18 protein-coding genes are annotated in these 20,293 nt (G+C 63.1%); 9 read left to right on the forward strand and 9 right to left on the reverse strand.

Annotation, left to right across the window (positions count from 1 at the left end; all coding sequences use genetic code 11):
- Window positions 1–747: a glutathione S-transferase family protein gene (locus WFP36_RS01585; protein ID WP_336977288.1), complete on the reverse strand. Its 747-nt coding sequence runs from the start codon at window positions 745–747 to the stop codon at window positions 1–3.
- A 242-nt stretch (window positions 748–989) separates the two neighbouring features.
- On the opposite strand from WFP36_RS01585, the gene WFP36_RS01590 reads away from it, so the two are divergent.
- From WFP36_RS01590 to WFP36_RS01600, 3 genes are read left to right on the forward strand one after another with little or no spacing between them, the layout of a single operon-like run.
- On the forward strand, window positions 990–3,548 hold the full coding sequence (locus tag WFP36_RS01590; RefSeq protein ID WP_336977290.1) for a TonB-dependent receptor: 2,559 nt from the start codon (window positions 990–992) through the stop codon (window positions 3,546–3,548).
- A gap of 7 nt (window positions 3,549–3,555) precedes the next feature.
- Entirely contained in the window at window positions 3,556–4,404 is an 849-nt protein-coding gene (locus tag WFP36_RS01595; protein WP_336977292.1) for a hypothetical protein, read from the forward strand.
- 47 nt (window positions 4,405–4,451) lie between these two features.
- Entirely contained in the window at window positions 4,452–5,633 is a 1,182-nt protein-coding gene (locus WFP36_RS01600; protein WP_336977294.1) for a vWA domain-containing protein, read from the forward strand.
- Window positions 5,634–5,645: 12 nt separating this feature from the next.
- On the opposite strand, the gene WFP36_RS01605 is transcribed toward WFP36_RS01600, so the two are convergent.
- Window positions 5,646–6,848: an exo-beta-N-acetylmuramidase NamZ family protein gene (locus tag WFP36_RS01605; protein WP_336977296.1), complete on the reverse strand. Its 1,203-nt coding sequence runs from the start codon at window positions 6,846–6,848 to the stop codon at window positions 5,646–5,648.
- A complete protein-coding gene (locus tag WFP36_RS01610) occupies window positions 6,845–7,393 on the reverse strand; it encodes a DOMON-like domain-containing protein (RefSeq protein WP_336977298.1) in 549 nt (182 codons plus the stop codon). Before WFP36_RS01610 ends, WFP36_RS01605 begins: the two co-directional genes overlap by 4 nt.
- Before the next feature lie 104 nt (window positions 7,394–7,497).
- On the opposite strand from WFP36_RS01610, the gene tyrS reads away from it, so the two are divergent.
- The 5 genes from tyrS (at window position 7,498) to WFP36_RS01635 (ending at window position 12,198) form a co-directional block, all read left to right on the forward strand.
- On the forward strand, window positions 7,498–8,730 hold the full coding sequence (gene tyrS / locus WFP36_RS01615; protein ID WP_336977300.1) for a tyrosine--tRNA ligase: 1,233 nt from the start codon (window positions 7,498–7,500) through the stop codon (window positions 8,728–8,730).
- A 156-nt stretch (window positions 8,731–8,886) separates the two neighbouring features.
- Complete coding sequence (locus tag WFP36_RS01620; protein ID WP_336978679.1) at window positions 8,887–9,192, forward strand: PilZ domain-containing protein; 306 nt, start codon at window positions 8,887–8,889, stop codon at window positions 9,190–9,192.
- Window positions 9,193–9,299: 107 nt separating this feature from the next.
- On the forward strand, window positions 9,300–10,580 hold the full coding sequence (locus WFP36_RS01625; protein ID WP_336977301.1) for an MFS transporter: 1,281 nt from the start codon (window positions 9,300–9,302) through the stop codon (window positions 10,578–10,580).
- On the forward strand, window positions 10,577–11,494 hold the full coding sequence (gene cysK, locus WFP36_RS01630; protein WP_336977303.1) for a cysteine synthase A: 918 nt from the start codon (window positions 10,577–10,579) through the stop codon (window positions 11,492–11,494). The genes WFP36_RS01625 and cysK overlap by 4 nt, the downstream gene beginning before the upstream one ends.
- Window positions 11,491–12,198, forward strand: coding sequence for a dienelactone hydrolase family protein (locus tag WFP36_RS01635; protein ID WP_336977305.1), 708 nt, complete (start codon window positions 11,491–11,493; stop codon window positions 12,196–12,198). Before cysK ends, WFP36_RS01635 begins: the two co-directional genes overlap by 4 nt.
- A 59-nt stretch (window positions 12,199–12,257) precedes the next feature.
- On the opposite strand, the gene WFP36_RS01640 is transcribed toward WFP36_RS01635, so the two are convergent.
- From WFP36_RS01640 to WFP36_RS01660, 5 genes are all read right to left on the reverse strand, one after another.
- Window positions 12,258–12,608 (reverse strand): hypothetical protein, encoded by a 351-nt coding sequence (locus WFP36_RS01640; RefSeq protein ID WP_336977307.1) that lies wholly within the window; start codon window positions 12,606–12,608, stop codon window positions 12,258–12,260.
- A 193-nt stretch (window positions 12,609–12,801) separates the two neighbouring features.
- Window positions 12,802–14,607, reverse strand: coding sequence for an acyl-CoA dehydrogenase C-terminal domain-containing protein (locus tag WFP36_RS01645; protein ID WP_336977309.1), 1,806 nt, complete (start codon window positions 14,605–14,607; stop codon window positions 12,802–12,804).
- Window positions 14,608–14,639: 32 nt separating this feature from the next.
- Window positions 14,640–15,119 (reverse strand): MerR family transcriptional regulator, encoded by a 480-nt coding sequence (locus WFP36_RS01650; RefSeq protein ID WP_336977310.1) that lies wholly within the window; start codon window positions 15,117–15,119, stop codon window positions 14,640–14,642.
- Between the two features lie 31 nt (window positions 15,120–15,150).
- Window positions 15,151–15,534 (reverse strand): phosphoribosyl-AMP cyclohydrolase, encoded by a 384-nt coding sequence (gene hisI, locus WFP36_RS01655; RefSeq protein WP_336978681.1) that lies wholly within the window; start codon window positions 15,532–15,534, stop codon window positions 15,151–15,153.
- Window positions 15,535–15,883: 349 nt separating this feature from the next.
- Window positions 15,884–16,642, reverse strand: coding sequence for a ComF family protein (locus tag WFP36_RS01660; protein WP_336977311.1), 759 nt, complete (start codon window positions 16,640–16,642; stop codon window positions 15,884–15,886).
- Window positions 16,643–16,695: 53 nt separating this feature from the next.
- Between WFP36_RS01660 and WFP36_RS01665 the strand changes: the two genes are divergently transcribed.
- Window positions 16,696–17,445 carry a methyltransferase domain-containing protein gene (locus WFP36_RS01665; protein ID WP_336977312.1) on the forward strand — a complete coding sequence of 250 codons (750 nt, stop codon included), beginning with the start codon at window positions 16,696–16,698 and terminating at the stop codon, window positions 17,443–17,445.
- A 126-nt stretch (window positions 17,446–17,571) separates the two neighbouring features.
- On the opposite strand, the gene ppdK is transcribed toward WFP36_RS01665, so the two are convergent.
- Window positions 17,572–20,235: a pyruvate, phosphate dikinase gene (gene ppdK, locus WFP36_RS01670; RefSeq protein ID WP_336977314.1), complete on the reverse strand. Its 2,664-nt coding sequence runs from the start codon at window positions 20,233–20,235 to the stop codon at window positions 17,572–17,574.
- Window positions 20,236–20,293 lie beyond the last annotated feature (58 nt).

The following is a 20,293-nucleotide window of genomic DNA, read 5'->3' on the forward strand; positions in this document are numbered from 1 at the left end:
TTACTTCTTCGCGTCTTCGTGGCGGATTTCGCGCGGCACGTCGGCGAACATCTTCCTGGCCGCCGGACGCTCGTTGATCTGTTCGATCCAGCGCAGCAGGCCCGGCGTGTCTTCCTTGTTCACCAGTTCCGGATAGCCGTGCTGCATGCCGTTCGCGATGGCGAAGTTGCAGATGTCGGCCAGCGTATACATGCCCGGCACCAGCCACTCATTGTCGCGCAGGTGATCGTCGAGCTTGCGGACGGAATAGGCGATCTTGCGCATTTCCTCGTCCAGCATTTCCTGCGGGAAACCCTCGCGGGCACGGCGCCATTTCACCTGCTGTTCCACCACAGGGATATTTTTCACCTTCTCTTCGAATTCCTCGTCAGAGAGGCCCTTGACCATGTTGCCGACATAGCGGTGCCACCCGATGGTGGAGACGCACCAGCAGAAATATTCGTCCACCCATTTGGTCCAGACGCGCATATGGGCGCGATCCCAGGACGTATCCGGACGCAGCTTCACGTCCGTGGGCCATTCGTCTTCAAGATATTCGCAGATCACGGTGCTTTCGGTGATGACATGCCCGCGATCTTCCAGCGCCGGAACCTGGCCGCGCGGATTGATCTTCTTGAACCATTCCGAATGGTGTTCGAACTTGCGCGGATCGAGCAGCACCTGCTCGTATTCCAGGCCCTTCTCATGCAGGGTCAGCATCGGCTTCAGCGAATTGGCACCCGGGCCAAAGCTGTAGAGTTTGAGCATTTCGGGCAATCCTTCTCTTGACCCGAGGGGCTTAGACCCGCCCCCACGGCGAGGGCAAGCGCCAAGGCGGATAAAGTCAACGAAATGGCCTGAAACGGCCCGGTCGACGATCTGCCGCGACGCATGACGGCGGTGTCCCGAAACCGTCATCGAACCGACGCGAAACTGGAACATGCCAATCCTACCGCGCCTGCGAAGCGGGCGACTCCCTCCCGACTCGCCCGAATGAGGGATCAGATTCAATGCGTTACAAACTTCTCGCCGGCGCCAGCGCGGCGGTCCTTGCCGTTTTCACCGCGAATATTGCTGCGGCACAAACAGCGGAAAGCACCGAGGCCGAGGCGGAGAACGCAATCGTCGTTACCGGGCAGCGCGCGCAGCAATTGCGCGCCATCGACGAGAAGCGCGACTCGCTCGCCATCGTCGATATCGCTTCCTCCGACGAACTCGGCCAGTTGCCGGACAAGAACGTCGCCGAAGCGATCGAACGCCTTCCGGGCGTTGGCGTGCAATACGATCAGGGCGAAGGCCGCTATGTCGCGGTGCGCGGCGTGCCTTCCAGCCTCAACGGCTATACGCTGAACGGCTTCGAGATCGGCAATCCGGACGGGAATACCCGCTCCCTGCCGCTCGACATCCTATCCGGCCAGTTGCTCAACCGCGTCGAGGTGATGAAGGTCAAGACGGCGGACCTGACCGGCCAGGGCATCGGCGGCACGATCAATCTCGTCACCCAGACGGCGTTCGACTTCAACGATCCCTTCATCGTCCAGGCCAATGCACAGGTCGGCTATCAGGAACTGCGCGACGAAGATTTGCCCATCAAGGGCGACATCACCGTGGGCGGCCGCTTCGGCGCCGACGAGGAATTCGGCATCCTGCTGGGTGCCAGTTATTCGGATCGCACCTTCACCAGCAACGGCATCTATCCCGACGACTGGGGCCTCGATGAAGATGCCGCACGCGGCGCGGTGCCGACCAACATCAAATATACCGACTATCGCCTCAAGCGCGAGCGCTTGGGCTTTTCCGGCTCGCTCGACTGGCGCAGCGGCGCGACCGAACTGTTCTTCCGCGGGGTCTATTCGAAGTTCACCGAAGACGAATATCGCCAGCGCTTCCGCCTCGATTTCTCGAACATCGCCTGGGACGCCAATGGTCTGACCGGCATCGCCTCCACCAGCGAGCAGCGTTCTGACCTGCGTCTGGAGTATAAGGAGAAGTCTATCCTCTCCTTCATGACCGGCGGCAAGACCGAGTTCGCGGATGGTTGGACGGCCGATTTCGGCGGCGCCTTCACTCGCAATGAAGTGGTCGAGCCCAACCAGCTGTGGCAGTTCCGCGGCAATCCCGGCAAGGTCGCGGTCGATTTCACTGACAAGCTCTACACCGCCGTGCCGGTCGATGGCTATCTGGACGCCTCCGATCTCGGCTTCCGCACCTATACGGCGCAGGACGAATACGGCCTCGAAGAGACCTGGCAGGGCCGCTTCGACATCACTGGCGAGCTTCCTTCCATCGGCATGGACAGCTTCGTGAAGTTCGGCGCGAATATCCGCTCCACCGACAAGAGCTTCGATTCCGCCAATGACAGCTACAGCCGCGGCAGCGCGCCGAACCGCTTCACCCTGGCCGATCTCGCGGGAGAGAACGTCACTGTCTATCCCAGGTCCGGCCACCCCTATCTGATCGCGCCGACCATCGATGAAGATTTGATCCAGGCCTATACCGAAGGCAGGCTGGGCGGGCCGCAATTCGTGTTCACGCAGAGCACTTCGCTTGCCAACGATACGCTGGCCGACTTCAACCTGACGGAGGAAGTCTATGCCGGCTATGCCATGGCCAATCTCGATTTCGGCCAGATCGGCCTGACCGCCGGCCTGCGTGTGGAGCACACCAAGCTCGACATCACCGGCTATCTGCTCGAAGGCGGCACCACCGTGGTGCCCACCTCGGGCTCGCGCGAATATACGGACTGGCTGCCCAGCGTCGTCGCGCGCATCAAGCCCGCCGAGGATGTGATGCTGCGCCTCGCCTATTCGCGTGCCGTCGGCCGCCCGCAATATTCGGACCTCTCGCCGGGCGGTTCGGTGACTGTCGAAAGCGAAGACGAACTCAGCGTCAGCAGCGGCAATCCCGCGCTCAAGCCCTATGTCGCCGATGCGCTCGATGCCACTGCCGAATGGTATTTCGCCCCCGGCGGCCTGCTGAGCGTCGGCGCCTTCACCAAGTGGATCAAGAACCCGATCTTCACCCAGAGCTTCGACGTCAATGACGGTACGTTCCTGGGCGAGACCTATGACGTGATCCACTTCAGCCGGAAGCAGAATGCCGAAAAGGGCAATATCACCGGCGTGGAATTCGCCTATCAGCAGCAGTTCACCATGTTGCCCGGCCTGCTCTCGGGCTTTGGTGTGAACCTGAACCTCACGCTGATCGATGCCAATTTGACCGATCCGGTGCGCGGCGAGATCGACTTCCCCGAACAGTCCAAGCTGCTGTGGGGCGCGCAGCTCTTCTATCAGAAGGGCATCGTCGAAGCCTCGGTCGCCTATCACCACACCGGCCGGGCGATGATCTCCGCAGGTGACGAGGAACTGACCGACCAGTTCAATGACGATCTGCGCCGTCTCGACGCGAAGGTCGCCGTGGACCTGACCGAGAATGTCCGCGTCTTCGCCGAAGGCCAGAACCTGACCGACGAGCCTACTCGCCAATATCAGGGCGGCGTGCGCGACTGGGTCTCCCAGACCGAGCGTTATGGCCGCACGTTCTTCCTCGGCGCTTCGGTCCGCTTTTAAGTCAAGCATGGCACTGCGTCTTTCCCGCAATGCCCTGGCGGCGCTGGTTTCGGCCGGCGCCGCCCTTTTTGCCCTGCCGCTGCATGCGGCGGAGGCAATCGGCCTTTCCGCCGAGGCTCCCTCGCCTCCGCCTGCCCCGGTCGTGCTGACGATCGATGCGCCGGAAGCGGATCAGGGCGTCGCCTCGGACGGCACCTATGTCTATGCGATCGACAATGACCGCATCGGCAAATACGAGATCGCCAGCGGCCGGAAGGTCGGCGAATGGGCCGGCGAGCCTGCCCTGTTCCCGCATATGAACAGTTGCACCGTGGCCGAAGGCGAACTCGTCTGCGCCGCGTCGAACTATCCCAGGGTTCCGCAGACCAGCGCGATCGAGTTCTTCTCGCTCGACCCGGTCGAGCACATCCGCACTGTAAGTTTGGGCTTCATGCCCGGCTCGCTCACTGTGCTCGATCGGCATGACGGCGCATGGTGGGCCGTCTTCGCCAATTATGACGGCAAGGGCGGCGTCCCCGGACGCGGCCATCAATATACGCTCCTGGCAAAGCTGGATGACCAGTTTCGCATCGCGCAAAGCTGGGCCTTCCCGCCCGAAGTGCTCGCGCGCATGGCGCCCTATAGCTGCTCGGGCATGAGCTGGGGCGATGACGGGCTGCTCTATGCCAGCGGGCATGACCGGCCGGAAGTTTACGCCCTCGCCCTGCCGGAAGCCGGCAGCACACTGCGCCTCGTGGCCGTCCACGGCACTGCCAATGACGGGCAGGCCATCGACTGGGACCCGAAGGTCCCGCGCCGCCTGTGGTCCGTCTCGCGCGAAGGCGGCAAGGTGATCGCCAGCACGATAACGCCCTGACACCGCGCGGAGCTTGCGCTCCGCCGGGTTTCGGGCATGGTCCGCCCATGTTCATGGGCTTCATCGAACAATTGCGCGCGGCAGGCATCCCGGCCTCGGCCAAGGAACACCTCGTGCTGCTCGAAGCGCTCGACCGGCATGTGATCGGCCAGAGCCCGGAAGAGTTCTATTACCTCGCACGCGCAACTTTCGTAAAAGACGAAGCCCTGCTCGACCGGTTCGATCTGGTGTTCGAAAAGGTCTTCAAAGGCATGCTCGCCGATTTCGGCCAGCAGGCAACCGAAGTGCCGGAAGACTGGCTCAAGGCCGTAGCCCGCCGCTTCCTGTCCGAGGAAGAGATGGCGGCGATCGAGGCGCTGGGTTCCTGGGAAGAGATCATGGCGGCGCTCAAGCAGCGGCTTGAGGAACAGCGCGAGCGCCATGAGGGCGGGTCGAAGTGGATCGGCACTGGCGGCACCAGCCCGTTCGGCAATTCAGGCTACAATCCCGAAGGCGTGCGCATCGGCGGGGAAAGCACCCATGGCCGGGCAATCAAGGTGTGGGAACAGCGCCGCTTCCGCAATCTGGATAGCACACGCGAACTGGGCACGCGTAACATCAAGATCGCCCTGCGCCGCCTGCGCCGCTTCGCCCGGGAAGGCGCAGCGGACGAACTAGACCTCGAAGCGACAATCGACGGCACCGCGCGCCAGGGTTGGCTCGACATTCGCATGCGGCCGGAGCGGCACAATGCGGTCAAGCTGCTGCTGTTCCTGGATGTCGGCGGATCGATGGACCCGCATATCCGTGTCTGCGAGGAATTGTTCAGCGCCGCCACGAGCGAGTTCAAGAACCTCGAATTCTTCTACTTCCACAATTGCCCCTACGAGGCCGTGTGGAAGGACAATCGCCGCCGTTGGGACCAACGGAGCGACATGTGGGACATCCTCCACAAATACGGCCACGACTACAAGGTGGTGCTGGTCGGCGATGCCGCCATGAGCCCCTATGAAATCTCCCATCCGGGCGGTTCCGTGGAACATTTCAACCCGGAGGCCGGCGCCGTGTGGCTGGAGCGGATCGCCTCCACCTATCCCGCCGCAGTGTGGCTCAATCCGGTGAAGCAGGAATATTGGGAATATTCCCAATCGACGCGCATGATCCGAGATCTGATGGGCGACCGCATGTATCCCCTCACTCTGGACGGGCTGGACGATGCGATGCGGGAACTAAGCCGGAAGCGGAGTTAATCCCGCGATCGGTCAGTAGAGCAACAGGCCGGCAGTCCTATCCCGCCACGCTGCCTCGTCCGGCAAGGTGAGCGCATCGAGATCGGCAGGCGTTGCGGAGGGATTATCCACCCATTCCCGAAGCGATGGGCCGCCATTGATCACGTCGATGGCAAGCCGTTCGAACTCATATTCATAGGGGAAGTCCCGCCAGATCGGATAGGTCGGGTGGAACCAGCGGATCGCCTTGAAGGCCAGCGCCTGAAGCCGCCAGGGGCGGAACTTCGCATGATCGTAAAACGGCCCTTCGGCATGGACCATCAATGCATTGCACAATTCGCCCTGATGCTTGTGAAAGGTCGGCGTAAACCAACATTCGCGCAGAGCGCAGCCTTCCATCCAGTGGGGAGCTATCCGTTCCATGCAGGTGCGTACGGCGGCGGCATCGACATCGGGCGCGCCGAACAGCACTTCCAGCGGGCGGGTCGTACCCCTGCCCTCGCTCAGCGTCGTGCCTTCCAGCATCACCGTACCCGCATAGGCGCGCGCCATGTTGAGATTGGCGGCGTTGGGGCTGGGATTGATCCAGATACGCTCTTCCGGCCAACCGAAGCCCGGCCCTTCATCCGGCCGCCAGCCTTCCATCGCGATGACGCGATAATCGACGTCGAGCTTGAAGTGCTCCACGAACCAGCGCCCCATCTCGCCCAGCGTCAGCCCATGGCGCATCGGCATGGGCCCGGCGCCGACGAAACTCTCCTGTCCCGGAAGGAGCAAGGTCCCTTCCACCGGGCGACCGGCGGGATTTGGGCGATCGAGGACCCACACCTGCTTGCCGGTACCGTGGGCTGCCTCAAGCAGATAAAGCAGCGTGGTGACGAAGGTGTAGATGCGGCAGCCCAGATCCTGAAGGTCGAACAGGAAAACGTCCGCGCTCGCCATCATGTCGGGCGTCGGGCGCCGGACCTCGCCATAGAGGCTGAAGATCGGAATGCCGTATTGGGCATCCAGCTCGTCAGCCGTCTCGACCATATTGTCCTGCTTGTCGCCCTTCAGCCCGTGCTGGGGGCCAAAGGCGGAGGCGATGGTGATATCTTCCAGCGCCATCAGCGCATCGAGCGAGTGGACCAAGCCCTCCGTCACCGAAGCGGGATGAGCGACAAGGGCGATGCGTTTGCCGTGAAGCGGCTTGCGCAGTTCAGGCTCTGCCAGCAGGCAATCGATACCGAATTTCATGCTGCCGGGGGTGGCTCAAGCGTGGCGGCAAAGCAAGAAGCATGGTGGAAATCGGGCTTACCCTCCGGATGAGTCAGCGCCCAGTAGGAGATATGGCCGCCCTCCTCCTCGATCACGGCGCTCAGGCCCAGCGCTACGGGAAGTGTCGGAAGCCCACCCATCGGCACTGCCGCGTCGAAGATCGCGAGTTGCTCGCCCTTGCGCATGGTACATTCGGGTTCGCGCGGGAAGGCACGCTCGACCATGCCTTCGCGATAGGCGGCAAAATCATAGGCTGCCCAGCGCTCGGATGGGGAAAGGTTCAGTTCCGCATAGGCCTCGCCGCCCTCGGGCTTCAGGAAAGCCTCGAAGCAGGTCGTCTTCCACAAACCCTCCGCCCGACCCTTGCCCGCAAAAGCCGGGACGACCAGTTGCGCGGCGCCATCAATCCGCCAGCGCAGCCGCAGCCAGTTTTCGTCGATCCCGATCACACGCGCCTCGATGCTGCGGATTGCAACCGGGGGATGGTCGGGATGGGGAAGGAGCGGAAGCGGTGCGCTGATCATCCGCGGGCGCTAAATTAAGCCGCGAGCTTGGGCAAGCGGCGCGGAACGGGTTTGTTTGCCGCCGCATCGCGTGCTAGGCGCCCACCCCGCAAGAAGAGGACACCATGAGCACGTATAAATCCGAGCTGCTGCGCCTGCTGGACGAGCGCGGCTACATCCACCAGCTGACCGATGCCGAGGCGCTCGACGCTCTCGCCGTGAAGCAGGTTGTGCCCGGATATATCGGCTTCGATCCGACGGCGCCTTCGCTGCATGTCGGCAGCATGGTGCAGATCATGCTCCTGCGCCGGCTGCAGCAGGCTGGGCACAAGCCCATCGTGTTGATGGGCGGGGGCACCGGCAAAATCGGCGATCCGAGCTTCAAGGACGAAGCACGCAAGCTGATGACAACCGACGTCATCGCTGAAAATGTCGCTTCTATCCGAAAGATCTTCGATCGCTTCCTGACTTTTGGCGACGGGCCAAGCGATGCGGTCATGGTCGATAATGCCGATTGGCTCGACCAGCTGGAATACATCCCCTTCCTGCGCGAAGTGGGCCAGCATTTCTCCGTCAACCGGATGCTCAGCTTCGACTCCGTGAAGCAGCGCCTCGACCGCGAACAGTCTCTGAGCTTCCTCGAATTCAACTACATGATCCTGCAGGCTTACGACTTCCGCGAGCTTTCGCAGCGTTACGCGTGCCGTCTGCAGATGGGTGGTTCGGACCAGTGGGGCAACATCGTCAACGGCATCGAACTCACGCGCCGCATGGACGGGGTGGAAGTGTTCGGCGTAACCACGCCGCTACTCACCACCGCCGATGGCTCGAAGATGGGCAAGACCGCCGCCGGGGCCGTCTGGCTTAACGAAGAAGCGCTGCCGGCGTATGATTTCTGGCAGTACTGGCGCAACACGGACGACCGCGACGTTGGCCGCTTCCTGCGCCTGTTCACTGACCTGCCGCTGGATGAGATTGCCCGGCTCGAGGCACTGCAAGGCAGCGAGATCAACGCTGCCAAGGTGGTGCTAGCGAACGAGATCACCAAGCTGGTGCGCGGCGAAGAGGCTGCACAGGCAGCCGAGGCAACCGCTTCCGCCACTTTCGGCGCGGGCGGCCTGGGCGAAGATCTGCCCTCGCTCGATATTCCGGCGGAAGGCATGGCAATCACGGCGGCCTGCACGGCCATCGGCTTCACCGCGTCCAATGGCGAGGCCAAGCGCAAGATTGCCGAAGGCGCAGTGCGGATCGACGACGAGCCGGTGAAAGACCCGACCTACCTCGTGCAACTGGAAGCCGGCAGCGAACATAAGCTCAGCCTGGGCAAGAAGCGGCACGGTATCCTGCGCGGCGCGTAAATCGCGACGCGCCGAACCGTTCTCCCCATGAGGTGAAGCTTTTGTCCTAACCGGACTTTTACGATTTGGCAGAGATTTGCTGTCACACCGTCCTCCCCGATAGTTTCGAATGGAGGAAGTTGCACCGTGGCTGGAGCACAACTTTCGGTGCCGGAGATGCGCCGTGCGACGCGACACCCGGTCGATTACCCGGTGATCGCAGAACACCGCGATCGCGGCGACCTGTCGATGCATATCGCCAATGTTTCCGCGCATGGATTCATGATCGACAATGCATCTGAGCTGCAGCGCGGCGAGCGGGTGATCATCCGCCTGCCCGTGATCGGGCGAATCGAAGCCTATGTGATCTGGGTTTCGGACGAACGCGCCGGCTTCCAGTTCGAGCGCATCGTGCGTCTCGATGACTTCATGAAGATGATGGACACTCTCCAGCCCAATCCGCGCCTGCGCAACCGCCGTTGAGAACACGGGGACGCGCTGCCGTCCCCGTCCGTCAGCCAAGCCCGGCTTTGCATGCCCCAACAATCTGATTGCTTGGCAAGCGCGCCCGCGCCTGCCATTCGCGCTGCGTGACCGAACCTTCCTCGCCACTCGGGATACCCGACTATCGCCGCTTCTGGGTAGCGCGTTTCCTAACCGTAGCCTCCACCCTCTCGATGGTGGTGCTCATCGGTTACCAGACCTACGATATAGCCCGCGCCGATTACGGGATGAGCCGGCCTGAAGCCGCCTTCCAGCTCGGCCTGCTGGGCCTCGTGCAGTTCATTCCCCTGTTCTTCCTCACGCCCGTGGCAGGCCTTGCCGCGGACAGGTTCGATCGTCGCTTCGTGGCCTGCGCATCGCTGGGGATCGACATCCTCATTTCGCTCGTCATCGCGGTGCTGACCTTGAACGACGCGATGACGCTGCCGCTATGCTTCATACTCGCTGCGGCACACGGCACTGCTCGTGTTTTCAGCGGCCCTTCGATGAGTTCGATCGCCCCCAATATTGTGCCGCCCACCCTGCTTCCACGCGCCGTCGCGCTCAGCTCGATCGGCTTTACCGGAGGGCAGGTGGCCGGGCCGGCCTTTGGCGGCCTGATGTTCGCCGCTCACCCCGCCCTTCCCTATTTCGTGTCGGCGGCGCTGCTGTGCATGGCAGCCCTGCTGATTATCTCGATCCGTCCTATCCGCGCCGATCAGACGAGCGACCTGCACCCTGTAAGGCAGATGATCGAAGGGCTTCAGTTCGCCTGGCGCGACCGCTTCCTGCTCGGCTGTATCACGCTTGACCTGTTCGCCGTTCTGTTTGCGGGCGCAACCGCCATGCTGCCCGTCTTCGCGCGCGACATTCTGCAAGTCGGCTCGGAAGGCCTGGGGCTGATGCGCGCGGCGCCTGCCGTGGGTGCAGGGCTTGTCGCGCTTTATCTGTCATTTAAGCCGCTGTCCCACAATGTCGGCACCAAGATGCTATGGGCCGTTGCCGTCTTCGGCGCGGCGACAATCGTGTTCGGCGTTTCGAAGAGCTTCCCGCTATCCATGGCGATGCTGGGCGTGCTCGGTGCGGCGGACATGGTGTCCGTCTTTGTGCGCAACACGCTGGTCCAGCTCAACACGCCCGATACGATGCGCGGACGCGTTTCGTCCATCTCAGGCCTTGCCATCTCGGCATCCAATGAACTCGGCGAAATGCAGTCAGGCATTGCCGCAGCGCTGCTGGGCGCGACGGGAGCAGTTGTATTCGGCGGCGTGGGTGCGATAGTCGTAACTGCAATCTGGGCCTGGATCTTTCCAGAGCTTCGCTGGGCCAAGACCTTTGCTCCGCAATATCGCCAGAGCAGCCCCAAGGAGAAGGAAACCGCGCAATGAAGGCCGACAATGTTCTCGCCACCATCGGTAACACCCCGCATATCCGTCTTTCGCGGTTGTTCCCCGACCACGAAGTGTGGGTGAAGTCCGAAAGGTCCAATCCCGGCGGCTCGATCAAGGATCGCATCGCCCTCGCCATGGTCGAAGCGGCCGAGAAATCGGGCGATCTCAAGCCCGGTGGCACGATCGTGGAGCCGACCTCCGGCAATACCGGCATCGGCCTTGCCATGGTGGCCGCGGTGAAGGGCTACAAGCTGATCCTCGTCATGCCCGAAAGCATGAGCATCGAGCGCCGGCGCCTGATGCTGGCCTATGGCGCCAGCTTCGATCTTACCCCGCGCGAAAAGGGCATGAAGGGTGCACTGGAACGCGCGACCGAGATCCTCGGCGAAACGCCTGGCGCATGGATGCCGCAGCAGTTCGAAAACCCGGCGAATATCGCGATCCACGCCCGCACCACGGCGCATGAAATTCTGGCCGACTTCGCCGATGCCCCTCCTTCGGTGCTGATCACCGGGGTCGGAACCGGCGGCCACCTGACCGGCTGCGCCGAGGAACTGAAGAAGAGTTGGCCCTCGCTCAAGGCCTTCGCCGTCGAGCCCACCCTTTCGCCCGTGATCTCCGGCGGACAGCCCGGCCCTCACCCTATCCAGGGTATCGGCGCAGGCTTCATTCCAGGCAACCTCCACACCCAGGCGATTGATGGCGCGATCCAGGTCGATCCGGAAGATGCCAAGGAAATGGCCCTCAAATGCGCCCGTATGGAAGGGCTGCTGGTGGGCATTTCTTCCGGCGCCACACTGGCGGCAATCGCGCAGAAGCTGCCTGAACTGCCCGCCGGTTCGCGCGTACTCGGCTTCAATTACGATACTGGCGAGCGCTACCTCTCCGTGCCCGATTTCCTGCCGGAGTGACGACGCTGGAAAAGCTGCCTTATGCTGACGGCGATGTCGCGCTGACGGGCCTTCTGGCCCGACCGGCCGGCACGCCGCGAGCAATTGTCGTGGTCTATCCCACGATCATGAACTCGACCCGTGCAGTGGAGGACAAGGCCTCGGCTCTTGCAGAAGCTGGCTATCTGGCGTTGATCGCGGACTTCTACGGCAAGACCCCGTCGAGCTTCGATGAAGCGCGCAGCTTCGCCGCCGAAATCAGGCAGGATACCCACTTCTATCGCCGGCGCCTGAGGGCGGCGATCAAGGCTGCCGTCTCGCTGGAAGAGGCGCAGGGCCTGCCACTCGCTGCGATCGGCTTCTGCATGGGCGGCGGCGCTGTGCTGGAACTGGCGCGCGAAGGTGCGCCGCTTGCCGCTGTGGTCAGCTTCCACGGCCTGCTCGGCACGGATATGCCGGCGCAGCCCGGTGCGATCCGTGTGCGCATCCTTGTATGTCACGGCGATGCGGACCCCATGGTGCCGCGTAGCCACGTCATGCGGTTCTGGGAGGAAATGGACGAGGCTGGTGGGAACTGGCACTTCCACGCCTATTCCGGCGTGAAGCATGGTTTCACCAATCCCTATCCGGTTCAGGGCAATCCTGCAGTCGCCTATGATGAAAGCGCAGACCTCCAGAGCTGGGCTGCCATGCACTCGCTCTTCGACGAGGTGTTTGCGCAATAGAGCAAGGTTGGGAGCCGGTGGCAGGGGCATCCGCACACCGGCTCCCGCCCTGGCGACCGTCAGGGCTCACTGTTCGGCAGGTCCGGGGCGCCATCGCCATCCTTGTCCTGCGTGTCCGGAGCGCCGTCACCGTCATTGTCCCACGCGTCGGGCGTGCCGTTCGCGTCAGTGTCCCACTTGTCGGCCAGCTTGTTACCGTCGCTGTCCCAGGCGTCAGGCTTGCCATCGCCATTCAGGTCCCACGCATCCGCCGTTCCATCGCCATTGCTGTCGATGGTTGGCTGGCTCGCCGCAGGCGCACCACCACCGGCATTCGCTTCGGCCGCAAGAACCGGCCAGGCAGGAGTGCCGAGGGTGAAGACAAGCGCCAGAAAGGCGCCGCTCATGCTATGTTTGGTTTGTTCCGACATCGGTTGTTCCTTCTCAGGCAACCCCCTGTCGGTAAGGAACATCGGCGGCTGAGGCCCGCTCTGCCACTGCGTTGCGATGGTACGAACCCATTGCCGGGCAAGGCGAAATGGCCGCGCAATTCAGCGCGGCCAGCATCCGTTTCGTGGAATGATCCCCCGGCTTCGCTGGAATCCGGGGGATCGAATCGATGGCTCAGGCGGCAGTTTCAAACTGTTCGAGGCTGAGAGTCATCATCGCATCCGCGCCGGCTTCGATCTTGCGGCGCAGGGCGCCAGCATCCGGAGTGAAGCGTTCGGCGAAGTAACGGGCGGTGACAATCTTGGCTTCATAGAAGGCCTTGTCGTCCGAACCGGCGGCCAGCTTCTCACCGGCGACCTTCGCCATGCGCAGCCACATCAGGCCGAGAGCCACGATACCCATGATGTGCATGTAATGATGCGCACCAGCGCCCAGGTGATTGGGATTGGCCATGGCATTCTGCATGAACCACATGGTGGCAGCCTTCTGCTCGCCAACGGCCTTTTCGAGGCGGGACGCGATCGGTTCGAGCTGCGGATCGGCCTTGGCGGCGGCAACTTCATCGTCCACCAACTTGAAGAAGGCCTGGATCGCACGGCCGCCATTGGCAGGCAGCTTGCGTCCGCACAGGTCCATCGCCTGCACGCCGTTTGTGCCTTCATAGATCATGGCAATGCGGGAATCGCGGACGAACTGTTCCATCCCCCATTCCTGGATGTAGCCATGGCCGCCAAAGACCTGCTGCATGTTCACCGCGATATCGAAGCCCTTGTCGGTGCCGTAGCCCTTGATGACCGGGGTCAGCAGGCTGATCATGTCGTCAGCAGCCTGGCGCTCGGCTTCTTCGGGCGCCTTGTGGCTCAGGTCGACCTGCAGTGCGCCCCACAGGATCAGGGCGCGCATGCCTTCATTATAGGCCTTCGCGTCCATCAGCATGCGGCGCACGTCAGGGTGGACGATGATCGGATCGGCGCTGGCCGAAGGATCGGCACGTCCGGCGATGGCGCGGCCCTGGCGGCGATCCTGCGCATATTGCACGGCGTTCTGATAAGCAACCTCAGCCTGACCGAGGCCCTGCACGCCCACGCCCAGGCGCGCGGCATTCATCATGATGAACATCGCGGCCAGGCCCTTGTTCTCCTCGCCGACGATCCAGCCCTTGGCGCCATCGTAGTTCATCACGCAGGTGGCGTTGCCATGAATGCCCATCTTGTGTTCGATGGAGCCGCAGGAAACGGCATTGCGCTCACCCAGCGAGCCATCCTCGTTCACCAGGAACTTGGGGACGATAAAAAGCGAGATGCCCCTGGAGCCTTCCGGCGCACCGGGCAGCTTGGCAAGGACGAGGTGCACGATGTTCTCGGCCAGATCGTTCTCGCCCGCGGAAATGAAAATCTTCGTGCCGCTGATCGTGTAGCTGCCATCGGCCTCCGGTTCTGCCTTGGTCTTGATCAGCCCGAGATCGGTGCCGCAATGCGGCTCGGTCAGGTTCATCGTACCGAGCCATTCGCCCGACACCATCTTGTGAACGTACTTCTGCTTGAGCTCTTCCGAGCCCGTCGCCAGGATTGCGGAAACCGCACCGTTGGTAAGGCCGGGATACATGGCAAAGGCATGGTTCGCGGTTGCCATATATTCTTCGAGCACGAAGCCGAGCACATGCGGCAAGCCCTGCCCGCCAAACTCGACCGGCAGCGACAGCGTGCCCCAGCCTGCCTCGCAATATTGGCGATAGGCATCCTTGAACCCGGTCGGCGTCGTCACCGAGCCGTCGTCATGGCGGACGCAGCCTTCATGGTCGCCCACCTGGTTGAGCGGCTGGATCACTTCGGAAGTGAACTTGCCCACACCGTCGATAATGGCATCCACCATATCCGGGGTCGCTTCCTCGAAGCCGGGGAGATTCCCGTAGCTCTGCAGGTCGAGCAGTTCGTTGATGACGAAGCGCGTGTCGCGCGTGGGCGCCTTGTAGATCGGCATGTGTCTCTCCTAAGGTGAAGCGGCAGGCTGGCTCAATTCGCAGAGCCGGCTTTCCGCTCCAGTTCAAGCGTTTCCATATGGGTGACGAATTCAGTGAGTTCCTTGATCGAACTCTCGATATCCGCCTTCTGTTTCTTGAGCTTGGCGATCTTCTCGCGGCACCGCTGGACGGTGACCCGGCGTTGCTCCACCCGGCCATCGTTGAGGTCGTAAAGATCGATCATCTCGCGAATTTCGGTCAGGCTGAAGCCGACATTCTTCGCCCGCATGATCCATGCAAGCCGCGCCCGATCCCGCTTCGAATAGATGCGGTTCAGGCCGATACGCGCCGGGGCGATCAGGCCCTCATCCTCGTAAAAGCGAAGCGCGCGGGCAGTGACGCCGAATTCGCGCGTGAGATCGCTGATCGAGAACCGCTCCCGCTGCTCGGCATCGGGACGATCGAGATGCGCGCCGGAATGCTCCTTCACGGACTGATCGGTGGCGGGCTTGCGAGCTGCGGCTGTCGGCATTCCCCTTTCGTAAATTCCCTTTACGTAAACGTCAATCAGGAACCCGATCGAGGCGATCGCCGTCCAGCCTGCGATAGAAGCAGCTCACCGCTCCGGTATGGCAGGTCGGCCCTGCGGGCGTTGCCTTGACGACCAGTGCGTCCTGATCGCAATCGACAAGGATTTCCTCCACCTTCAGCGTGTGGCCGCTCGTCTCGCCCTTCATCCACAGCTTGCCGCGGCTGCGCGAATAGAAATGCGCAATACCGGTCTCGCGTGTTTTTGCCAGCGCTTCCTGGTTCATGAAGGCCACCATCAGGACCTCATGGGTGTGCGCATCAGTCACGACGGCAGTCAGCAGCCCGGCAGAATCGAATTTGGGCAGGAAGGCAGAGCCGCTTTCGCGCTCCGCAGCACTCGGACCATTCGCGGAAATAACCTGGTTCCCTTCTTAACTTGCATGACACGCAACGTTTAGTTGCGTTCTTGTTGCACGATAACCACAGATCGCGGCCAAAATCCATACGCTCTACCCTTGCCGCTTCCGATATGAAGCTTTCAATGGGATGAACGCTGCGCGGTTCAATGAAGCCGCCCGCCAATCGGCGGCGTCGCAGCAGGCGCCAAGGAATAGGGGGTTTCGGCAAGGCTTTGGACGAAGGGCCTGCCGGTAAAATGAGGGATTGGGCCATTGCCCTGGTGCCGCCACTGGCACGGGATAATTGCTCTTCATAATCGTCACGTGGACGCCCGGAGGAGACTCCGGGCGTCTTGCGTTCGGGCCTTCACGATACCGCGTCCAACGCTTCGTCCAGAACCCGGGCGAAGCAGGCGATGACCACCATTTCCGCCCCAGCCCGCTTGAGCGCACTGACGCAGGCCTCGCTGGTCGCGCCGCTGGTGAGCACATCGTCTACCAGCAGCACCTTTGCTCCCTTGAGCGCGGGACGCCGGGCGGGATTGACCGTTATTGCCCCCTGCAGCATCCGCGCGCGAGCCTTTCGCCCCAACCCGCCGAGCTTGGGCGTGCGTTTGCGGCGTTGAAGGGCATCGACCACCAGATGGCCACCCTTGGCCTTGGCCAGTTCGCGCCCGATCAACACCGCCTGGTTAAAGCCGCGCTGCCAGAGGCGCAGGCGATGGAGCGGCACCGGCACGATGAGCCACTCGCCATCCATCGCCGGCAGGCGCGCCGCGATCAGCCGGGCGAGCATTGGCGCCAGCGCGATCCTGCGGCCGTGCTTGAAAGCAAGGACGAGGCGGCGGGAGGCATCGTTGTAGAGCGTGCCCGCCGCGATCCCGTCATGCCGGGGCGGCGATGCCAGACACGGCGCGCAGATGGCCCCGTGCTGCACCGAGCCATCGCCAAAGGGCCGGTTGCAGCTGGCACAGGCCGGATCGCCCGGAATGGCCAACTCGCCCCAGCATGCGGCGCATAAGCCGGTCTGCGCCGCCAGCCCCTCGCCGCATAAAGGGCAGCGCGGAGGGAAGACGAAGTCCACCAGCGGCGCGAGGGAGGAGGAGAAGCGGCGAGCGAGAGTCACCCCGCTCTCCTGCCTCGCTTGCACCGCGGGAGCAAGCAGTGCACGGGGGCGCGATGAGTTCCGCCCCGCCGACGATCTTTGCCCCGCGCCGCCGCCTTGCCCTGCGGCAAAGGATGCGAGCACTCCAGACCCGTCCCGATGCCGCTCGCTATCTGATCGACGACATGATCGAGGACGTGATCGAGCGGATCGACTTCCTGCGGCACGAGCCAGAGACCGCACTGGTCATCGGTGACTGGACCGGCGACCTTGCCCGCCAGCTCGGCGCGAGGGGCTGCGCTGTAATCTCCGTTTCGCCGGAAGAGGGCTTCGACGAGGAAGCGCCCTTCCCCGCCAAAGGCTTCGGCCTGATCGCCAGTCTTGGCACGCTGGATACGGTGAACGACCTGCCCGGAGCGCTGATCCATATCCGTGACGCATTGGCGCCGGGCGGGCTGATGATCGCCAGCTTCATGGGCGCGGGCAGCCTGCCGCGCCTGCGCGCAGCGATGCTGGCAGCCGATGGCGAGCGGCCCGCCGCGCGGATGCATCCGATGGTGGACGTGCGCGCCGGGGGGCAGCTGCTGCAACGCTGCGGCTTTGCCCGGCCGGTGGTGGACAGCCGGGGGCTCAATGCCCGGTTCGGCTCGCTCGGCACCTTGCTGGCGGACCTTCGGGCACAGGGCCTTGGCAAGGTGCTCGCCTCGCCCGCCCCGCCCCTCACCCGCGCCGGGCTGCGCCGGGCGGAAGAGGCGTTCATGGGCGGCGAGGAGCGCGCCACCGAGCATTTCGAGATCCTCACCCTCAGCGGGTGGCGGATCTGACGCCGGGCAACACCGATTTAATCGTCATTGCGAGGGGCGCAGCCCAGAAGCAATCCAGCGCGAGGGGCGCTTAGCCCTGGATTGCTTCGCTACGCTCGCAATGACGATACAGAGACGTCTTCGAATCTATTTAAGCGCCGCCTGAGCCGCCGCAAGGCGCGCGATCGGCACGCGATAGGGCGAGGCCGAGACGTAATCGAGCCCGACTTCCTCACAGAAGGAAATGCTGGCCGGATCGCCGCCATGCTCGCCGCAAATGCCCAGCTTGATATCGCCGCGCGTCGCACGCCCGCGTTCCGCACCAAGGCGGACCAACTGGCCGACGCCATCGATGTCGAGGCTGACGAAGGGATCGCGCGGGAAGATGCCCTTGTCGACATAAACCGGCAGGAAACGGCCGGCATCGTCACGGCTGAGGCCCAGGGTAGTCTGGGTCAAATCGTTCGTGCCGAAGCTGAAGAACTCCGCCGTCTCGGCCAGTTCATTCGCCATCAGCGCCGCACGCGGCAGTTCGATCATGGTGCCGACCGTATATTCCAGCACCTTGCCCTTTTCGGCGAACACCGCAGCGGCGGTCTTGTCGATTACGTCCTTGAGGATATCCAACTCGCGCCGGGTTGCCGCCAGCGGAATCATGACTTCCGGCACGATGGCCTCACCGCGCGCGGCGGCGACATCGCAGGCAGCCTCAAAAATGGCGCGGGCCTGCATTTCGTAGATTTCCGGGAAGGTGATCCCCAGGCGGCAGCCGCGATGGCCCAGCATGGGGTTGAATTCCTGCAATTCTTCCGCGCGGCGCTTGAGGCGGTCGAGCCCGATACCGGTCGCATCGGCCAGTTCCACGAAATCATGCTCGGCATGGGGCAGGAATTCGTGCAGCGGTGGGTCCAGCAGGCGGATCGTCACCGGCAGGCCCGGCATCGCCTCGAAGATCTCGGAGAAATCCTTGCGCTGTTCGGGCAGCAGCTTGGCCAGCGCCGCACGGCGACCGGCTTCGGTGTCGGCCATGATCATGTGGCGTACATTGGTGATGCGCGCATCGTCGAAGAACATGTGCTCGGTGCGGCACAGGCCGATGCCTTCCGCCCCGAACTGCCGCGCCATGCGGCAATCCGCAGGGGTTTCGGCATTGGTGCGCACCTTCATGCGCCGGTGGCTGTCCGCCCATTCCATCAGAATGGCGAAATCGCCCACCAGTTCCGGCTCGATAGTCGGCACTTCGCCCGCGATCACCTGGCCGGTCGAACCGTCCAGCGTGATGTGGTCGCCTTCCTTCAACTGGCGATCCCCGATCCGCAAGGTGCGTGCCGCAAGGTCGATATGAACGGCAGAGGCGCCCGAAACGCAGGGGCGGCCCATGCCGCGGGCCACCACGGCCGCGTGGCTGGTCATGCCGCCGCGCGCGGTAAGAATGCCCTTGGCCGCATGCATGCCGTGAATATCTTCCGGGGAAGTTTCCACGCGCACCAGCACTACAGCCTCGCCGCGCGCCGCGCGATGTTCAGCCGTATCGGCATCCAGCACGATGGCGCCTGAGGCCGCGCCGGGCGATGCCGGCAGGCCGGTGGTGAGAATGTCGCGTGGGGCCTTGGGGTCCAGCGTGGGATGGAGCAACTGGTCCAACGCCATCGGATCGACGCGCAGAATCGCCGTGCGCTCGTCGATCAGGCCTTCGCCCACCATGTCCACCGCCATCTTGAGCGCGGCCTTGGCGGTGCGCTTGCCGCTGCGGGTCTGGAGCATCCACAGCTTGCTGCGTTCCACAGTGAATTCGATGTCCTGCATGTCGCGATAATGCTGTTCCAGCAGTTCGAACACGCGGGCCAGTTCGCCATAGGCCTCGGGCATTGCCTCTTCCATGGAGAGCGGCTTTGCCCCGGCGGATTCGCGGGCCTTCTTCGTCAGATATTGCGGCGTGCGGATGCCCGCCACCACGTCTTCGCCCTGAGCGTTGACCAGCCATTCCCCGTAATAGGCGCGCTCGCCCGTCGCCGGATCGCGCGTGAAGGCAACGCCGGTGGCCGATGTGTCGCCCATATTGCCGAACACCATGGCCTGCACGTTGACGGCAGTGCCCCAGTCGCCCGGAATGTCGTTCAACCGGCGATAGACCTTGGCACGGTCGGAATCCCAGCTGTCGAACACGGCCGAGATCGCGCCCCACAGCTGCTCGGTCACGTCCTGCGGGAAAGGCTTGCCCAACTCACGCTCGACAATGCCTTCATATTCGCGGACCAGCGCCTTCCAGTCTTCAGCGCCCATCTCGACATCGGCCAGGTAGCCATTGTCTTCCTTGGCAATTTCAAGCGCTTCCTCGAACAGCCCGTGATCGAGGCCCAGCACCACATCCGAATACATCTGGATGAAGCGACGATAGGAGTCCCAGGCGAAACGCTCGTCGCCGGAAGTGGCGGCAAGGCCCTTCACCGTCTCGTCATTGAGGCCCAGATTGAGCACCGTGTCCATCATGCCAGGCATGGAGACGCGGGCGCCCGAACGGACCGAGACGAGCAGCGGATCGGCGGCATCGCCGAATTTCTTGCCCACGCTCCGCTCGATATGGGTCAGCGCCGTGTCAACTTCTGCGCGAAGCTCAGCCGAAAAGTCCGAACCGCCCGCCAGATAGCGCACGCATTCCTCGGTCGTGATCGTAAAGCCCGGCGGAACCGGCAGGCCGATATCGGCCATCTCGGCAAGGTTTGCCCCCTTGCCGCCCACGATCGTCTTGTCCTTCGCGCGGGGATCAGCACTGACCACACCGCCGCCGAATGTATAGACCGATTTGCTCATCTAACTCCGCCGTTGCCTGTCGAAGTTGACAATGTTGACACTGTCCTGAGGGAAATAT

This window comes from Fulverythrobacter fulvus, assembly GCF_037154085.1.
GTDB classification, from domain to species: domain Bacteria; phylum Pseudomonadota; class Alphaproteobacteria; order Sphingomonadales; family Sphingomonadaceae; genus Andeanibacterium; species Andeanibacterium fulvum.

Coding starts and splice junctions, on each gene's coding strand:
- WFP36_RS01585 (WP_336977288.1), bottom strand. CDS start 747: ATGCTCAAACTCTACAGCTTTGGCCCGGGTGCCAATTCGCTGAAGCCG.
- WFP36_RS01590 (WP_336977290.1), top strand. CDS start 990: ATGCGTTACAAACTTCTCGCCGGCGCCAGCGCGGCGGTCCTTGCCGTT.
- WFP36_RS01595 (WP_336977292.1), top strand. CDS start 3,556: ATGGCACTGCGTCTTTCCCGCAATGCCCTGGCGGCGCTGGTTTCGGCC.
- WFP36_RS01600 (WP_336977294.1), top strand. CDS start 4,452: ATGTTCATGGGCTTCATCGAACAATTGCGCGCGGCAGGCATCCCGGCC.
- WFP36_RS01605 (WP_336977296.1), bottom strand. CDS start 6,848: ATGAAATTCGGTATCGATTGCCTGCTGGCAGAGCCTGAACTGCGCAAG.
- WFP36_RS01610 (WP_336977298.1), bottom strand. CDS start 7,393: ATGATCAGCGCACCGCTTCCGCTCCTTCCCCATCCCGACCATCCCCCG.
- tyrS (WP_336977300.1), top strand. CDS start 7,498: ATGAGCACGTATAAATCCGAGCTGCTGCGCCTGCTGGACGAGCGCGGC.
- WFP36_RS01620 (WP_336978679.1), top strand. CDS start 8,887: ATGCGCCGTGCGACGCGACACCCGGTCGATTACCCGGTGATCGCAGAA.
- cysK (WP_336977303.1), top strand. CDS start 10,577: ATGAAGGCCGACAATGTTCTCGCCACCATCGGTAACACCCCGCATATC.
- WFP36_RS01640 (WP_336977307.1), bottom strand. CDS start 12,608: ATGTCGGAACAAACCAAACATAGCATGAGCGGCGCCTTTCTGGCGCTT.
- WFP36_RS01645 (WP_336977309.1), bottom strand. CDS start 14,607: ATGCCGATCTACAAGGCGCCCACGCGCGACACGCGCTTCGTCATCAAC.
- WFP36_RS01650 (WP_336977310.1), bottom strand. CDS start 15,119: ATGCCGACAGCCGCAGCTCGCAAGCCCGCCACCGATCAGTCCGTGAAG.
- WFP36_RS01665 (WP_336977312.1), top strand. CDS start 16,696: ATGAGTTCCGCCCCGCCGACGATCTTTGCCCCGCGCCGCCGCCTTGCC.
- ppdK (WP_336977314.1), bottom strand. CDS start 20,235: ATGAGCAAATCGGTCTATACATTCGGCGGCGGTGTGGTCAGTGCTGAT.